This is a genomic window from Marinobacter sp., assembly GCF_041686475.1.
Taxonomy (GTDB): Bacteria; Pseudomonadota; Gammaproteobacteria; order Pseudomonadales; family Oleiphilaceae; genus Marinobacter.
On sequence record NZ_JAWLDU010000112.1, the window covers coordinates 1 to 4,734 of the forward strand.

Annotated in this window: 4 protein-coding genes; 2 read left to right on the forward strand and 2 right to left on the reverse strand. The window is 58.3% G+C overall.

Annotation, left to right across the window (positions count from 1 at the left end; translation table 11 throughout):
* Window positions 1–1,064: acyl-CoA dehydrogenase family protein (locus ACESMB_RS14725; RefSeq protein WP_372971955.1), on the reverse strand; the 1,064-nt coding region annotated here is incomplete at its 3' end.
* Between the two features lie 9 nt (window positions 1,065–1,073).
* The gene (locus ACESMB_RS14730) at window positions 1,074–2,564 is read right to left on the reverse strand and encodes a CoA-acylating methylmalonate-semialdehyde dehydrogenase (RefSeq protein ID WP_372971956.1); all 1,491 of its coding nucleotides are present in this window, start codon (window positions 2,562–2,564) and stop codon (window positions 1,074–1,076) included.
* A 148-nt stretch (window positions 2,565–2,712) separates the two neighbouring features.
* On the opposite strand from ACESMB_RS14730, the gene ACESMB_RS14735 reads away from it, so the two are divergent.
* Both ACESMB_RS14735 and ACESMB_RS14740 read left to right on the forward strand, forming a co-directional pair.
* Window positions 2,713–3,588, forward strand: coding sequence for an AraC family transcriptional regulator (locus tag ACESMB_RS14735; RefSeq protein WP_372926294.1), 876 nt, complete (start codon window positions 2,713–2,715; stop codon window positions 3,586–3,588).
* Window positions 3,589–3,686: 98 nt separating this feature from the next.
* On the forward strand, window positions 3,687–4,734 hold a 1,048-nt coding region (locus ACESMB_RS14740; protein WP_372971957.1), incomplete at its 3' end, for an NAD(P)-dependent alcohol dehydrogenase.

The window sequence follows — 4,734 nt, forward strand, 5'->3', positions numbered from 1 at the left end:
CGCACATAACGCTCCAGCGGGTATTCACGGATGTAACCGTAGCCGCCATGAAGTTGAAGCGCCTCGTTGCAGACGTCAAAGCAGGCATCGGTGGCGAAACGTTTGGCCATGGCGCAATGGAGGGTGGCTTCGTTATCACCCTGATCGAGCCGATAGGCAGCCAGACGAACCATCTGCCTGGCTGCGACCAGATTGGTAGCCATATCCGCCAGCTTGAACTGCAGCGCCTGAAAGCCCGCCAGCGACTGGCCGAACTGTTCGCGCTCGTGCATGTAATTCCGGGCGCGCAGCAAGGCAGCGTGGGCACCACCGATAGAGCAGGTAGCGATGTTCAGACGTCCGCCGTCCAGGCCTTTCATGGCAATCATGAAGCCCTGGCCTTCTTCGCCCAGTCGATTGTTGGCCGGCACGCGGACGTTTTCAAAGGTTATCTGGCGGGTAGGCTGACTGTTCCAGCCCATTTTTTCCTCGGCCTTGCCGTAGTGGATACCGTCACTGTCGGCCGGCACCACGAAGGCACTGATGCCCCTGGGGCCGCTGTCCGGATCGCCGGTGCGGGCCATGACCACCAGCATCTGGGTAGCGCCTGCGCCGGAGATAAACACCTTGCTACCATTGATCAGGTAGCTTTCGCCGTCACGGGTGGCCTTGGTGCGCAGGTTGCCGGCATCAGAGCCGGCACCCGGTTCGGTCAGGCAGTAGGAGCTCAGCCATTCACCGCTGGCCATTCTTGGCGCGATCTGTTGCTGGATGTCGGCATTGCCGAACTGCGCCACCATCCAGGTGGCCATGTTGTGAATGGTGATGTAGGCGGCGGTGGAAGGGCAGGCAGCCGCCAGCTCTTCCACGATCACGCTGGTATCCAGCCGCGACAGCCCCAAACCGCCCTGGGCCTCCGGGGTATAGATACCGCAGAAACCCATCTCGCCGGCTTCGCGGATCACTTCCACCGGAAACACATGCTCTGCGTCCCATTTCGCCGCGTGCGGCGCCATGGCCTTTTCCGCAAAGGCTTTGGCAGCCTCACGGAAGGCCAGCTGATCTTCCGTCAGATCAAAGTTCATGGTTTCCCCTTACCGCATGCGGATGGAGAAGTTGGTTTCGGCAACCGCATCGCTGCTGAACCAGCGCGCTGTGATGGTCTTGGTTTCGGTGTAGAACTTCACTGCCTGCTTGCCGTAGGCATGCTGATCACCGTAGAAAGAACCTTTCCATCCGGTGAACGAGAAGAATGGCAGGGGCACCGGAATGGGTACGTTGATGCCCACCTGGCCCACCTCGATTTCATGCTGGTAGCGGCGCGCCGCACCACCGGAGCTGGTGAAGATGGAAGTGCCGTTACCGTAGGGGCTGTCATTCACCAGGGCAATGGCATCCGCCAGGGTATCCACTTCCATGCAGGACAGCACCGGGCCGAAGATCTCTTCCTTGTAGATATCCATATCGGTCTTGACGCCCGAGAACAGGGTAGGACCTACCCAGTTGCCATCCGGCAGGCCATCGACCGTGCAGTTGCGCCCGTCCAGCAGCAGGTTGGCGCCTTCTTCCTCACCGCGTGTAATCAGTGATTCCACACGCTCTTTCGCTTTCTGGCTGATAATCGGACCGTAGCTGGCGGACTTGTCATTCCAGGCGCCGGGCCTGGCCGCAGCCAGGGCGTCCCTCACCTCCGGTATCCACTCCTGGGCCTCGCCCACGAAGACTGCCACGGAGATAGCCATGCAACGCTGGCCGGCGGCGCCAACGGACGCGCCTACCAGGGCCTTGACCACCTGGTCTTTGTTGGCATCCGGCAGCACAACCATGTGGTTCTTGGCACCGGCGAAGCTCTGTACACGCTTCATGTTGCGGGTACCGGTCTCGTAGATGTAACGGCCTACCGGCACGGAACCGACGAAGGACACCGCCTTGATCGCGGGATCGGTCAGCAGAACATCCACCTGCTCCTTGCCGCCGTGAACCACCTGCAGCACGCCCTTGGGCGCGCCTGCCTGTTCAAACAGTTCCGCGAGGCGCATCGGCGTCAGCGGATCCTGCTCGGACGGCTTGAGAATAAAGGTATTTCCGCAGGCGATGGCCATGGGAAACATCCACAGCGGGATCATCGCCGGGAAGTTGAACGGGGTGATACCGGCACAGACACCCAGGGGCTGGGTGTAGGAATAGGTATCCACTTCGCGGGCCACGTTCTCAACGGTTTCGCCCATCATCAGGGACGGGATGTTGGCTGCGTGCTCCACAACCTCGATACCACGCCACACATCGCCTTTGGCATCCTCAAAGGTCTTGCCGGTTTCACTGGAGAGAATCTCGGCAATTTCATCGTGATGTTCTTTCAGCAGCGCCTGGTAACGCATCATTACCCGGGCGCGTTCGGAAACCGGGGTTTCTCGCCAGGCCTTGAATACTTTGCCGGCATTGTCGATGGCACGACGCATTTCCGCATCTGTCGCGCAGGGCGCACGTGCGATGACTTCGTTGGTGGCAGGATCGGTGACGTCAATCCACTGGTCGGTCTGGCTTTCTACAAACTCACCAGCGATATAAAGGGGTACGTTTTTCATAGCGGTGTTCCCTGTCATTGTTGTAGATATTGGGGCGTTGCCCTCAGGTTTTAAACGATCCTAGCACAGCCATCCCCCGCTTCATGATTGACTAAGTTTCGACCATGATGGATTATCTTTCGTCACACGAGAAATGCAGCCAACGATTATGACCAAGACTTCCCAGTGGCCCGTGCCGGCCGACAGCATCCGTTATGTCATCCCGGACCCGGTAATACGTAGTCTATCGAGGCACCCGCTGACCCGCGATCTTTATCCACTCGCCTTCGGCCACTACCGCCGCGCGGCTGGCCATCACATGCATCGGGAACACCACAATGATGATCTTTTGATCCATTGCACGGAAGGGGAAGCCTATCTCAGTATCGAGGACGAGCCCTGCCTGGTCCGGGCCGGCGACCTGGTGCTGATACCGGCAGGGGCAGCCCACCGTTATACCGCCGCACCGGATAACCCATGGACAATTCATTGGGTGCACTATGCCGGCCCATTGGCGGAAAACTTCCGCGAACACATGGGTTTCAGTGATGACATATTCATCCAGCACATAGGTCGGCAACCCAGGTTGCTGGTGGACTTCAACGGTTTGTTGTCAGTCAGGCAAACCGGCTTCCGCACCCCTGGCCTGGTCCACGTGGCCAACCGTTTGCGGCAGTTACTGGCGGCGGTACCCCTGAGCGTCGGTGAGGCCAGCCATGCCCAGCAGCCAGACCTGGACATTATCCACAATTTCATGCGGGAGCATCTGGACGAGCGCATCACACTCAACCAGCTTGCCGACCTGACCGGCCTGTCACCGGCGCATTTCGCCACCCGTTATCGCGCAATGACCGGCGTTTCTCCGATCCAGCATTTTCTGCACCTGAAAGTGGAGCAGGCCTGCCAGATGCTGGACACCACGGACCACTCTTTCACCCAGATCAGCAACAAGCTGGGCTACGACGACAACTATTACTTTTCACGGCTTTTCAAGAAAGTCATGGGCCAGTCTCCCACTGACTACCGGCATACTCATCGTCACTGACATCCCGTTAATGGGGTCCAAGGTTGAAAAACTGAATCCAGCCCGAAACTAGTACGTATCGCTTCCAACACTTATCGATCATCAAGGAAACACTGACCATGGCGAATACCAAAGCTTACGCAGCCCAATCCGCAGACTCGAAGCTGGCGCCTTTCAGTTTTGACCGTCGCGAGCCACGCCCGGACGATGTCTCCATCGAGATAGATTACTGCGGCGTGTGCCACACCGACATCCACTTTGCCCAGAATGACTGGGGCTTTTCCGAGTTCCCGGTTGTACCGGGCCACGAAATCATCGGCCGGGTAACGGCTGTTGGCCCCGAGGTTAAAAGCTACAAAGTGGGTGACACTGTAGGTGTAGGCTGTATGGTCGACTCCTGTCGCACTTGCTCCGCCTGTGAGTCCGGACTGGAACAGTATTGCCTGGATGGCATGACCGGCACATATAATGGCGTGGACCGCCACGATGGTTCCATCACCTATGGCGGCTATTCCGATAACGTGGTGGTCAGCGAACGTTTCGTGGTCAAGGTACCGGAAAAACTGGACCCGGCTTCCGCCGCACCCATTCTCTGCGCCGGCATTACCACCTACTCCCCGCTTCGCCACTACGGCGTCAAGGCCGGCGACAAAGTCGGCGTAATCGGTATGGGCGGTCTCGGCCACATGGGCGTGAAATTTGCCAAAGCCCTGGGCGCGGAAGTCACTATCTTTACCCGTTCAGAAGAAAAAGTATCCGAGGCGAAAAAGCAGGGTGCTGACCACGTCATCATTTCCACAGACAGAGACCAGATGAAGGCTGCGGCGGAATCTTTCGATTTCATGCTGGACACGGTACCGGTGCAGCACGACCTGAACCCTTACCTTAACTGTCTCAAGTACGATGGCACACACATCCTGGTGGGCCTTATGGAGCCCGTTGACCCTGCCCTTCAGGCCGGAGCCCTGGTAATGAAGCGCCGGGTTCTGGGCGGCTCGCTCATCGGTGGCATGCCGGAAACCCAGGAAGTGCTGGATTTCTGCGCCGGGCATGGCATCACCTGCGATGTAGAGATGCTGGATATGAAAAACATCAATGAAGCCTACGAGCGCATGAAGAAAGGCGACGTGAAGTATCGCTTCGTGATCGACATGAAAACCCTGAAAG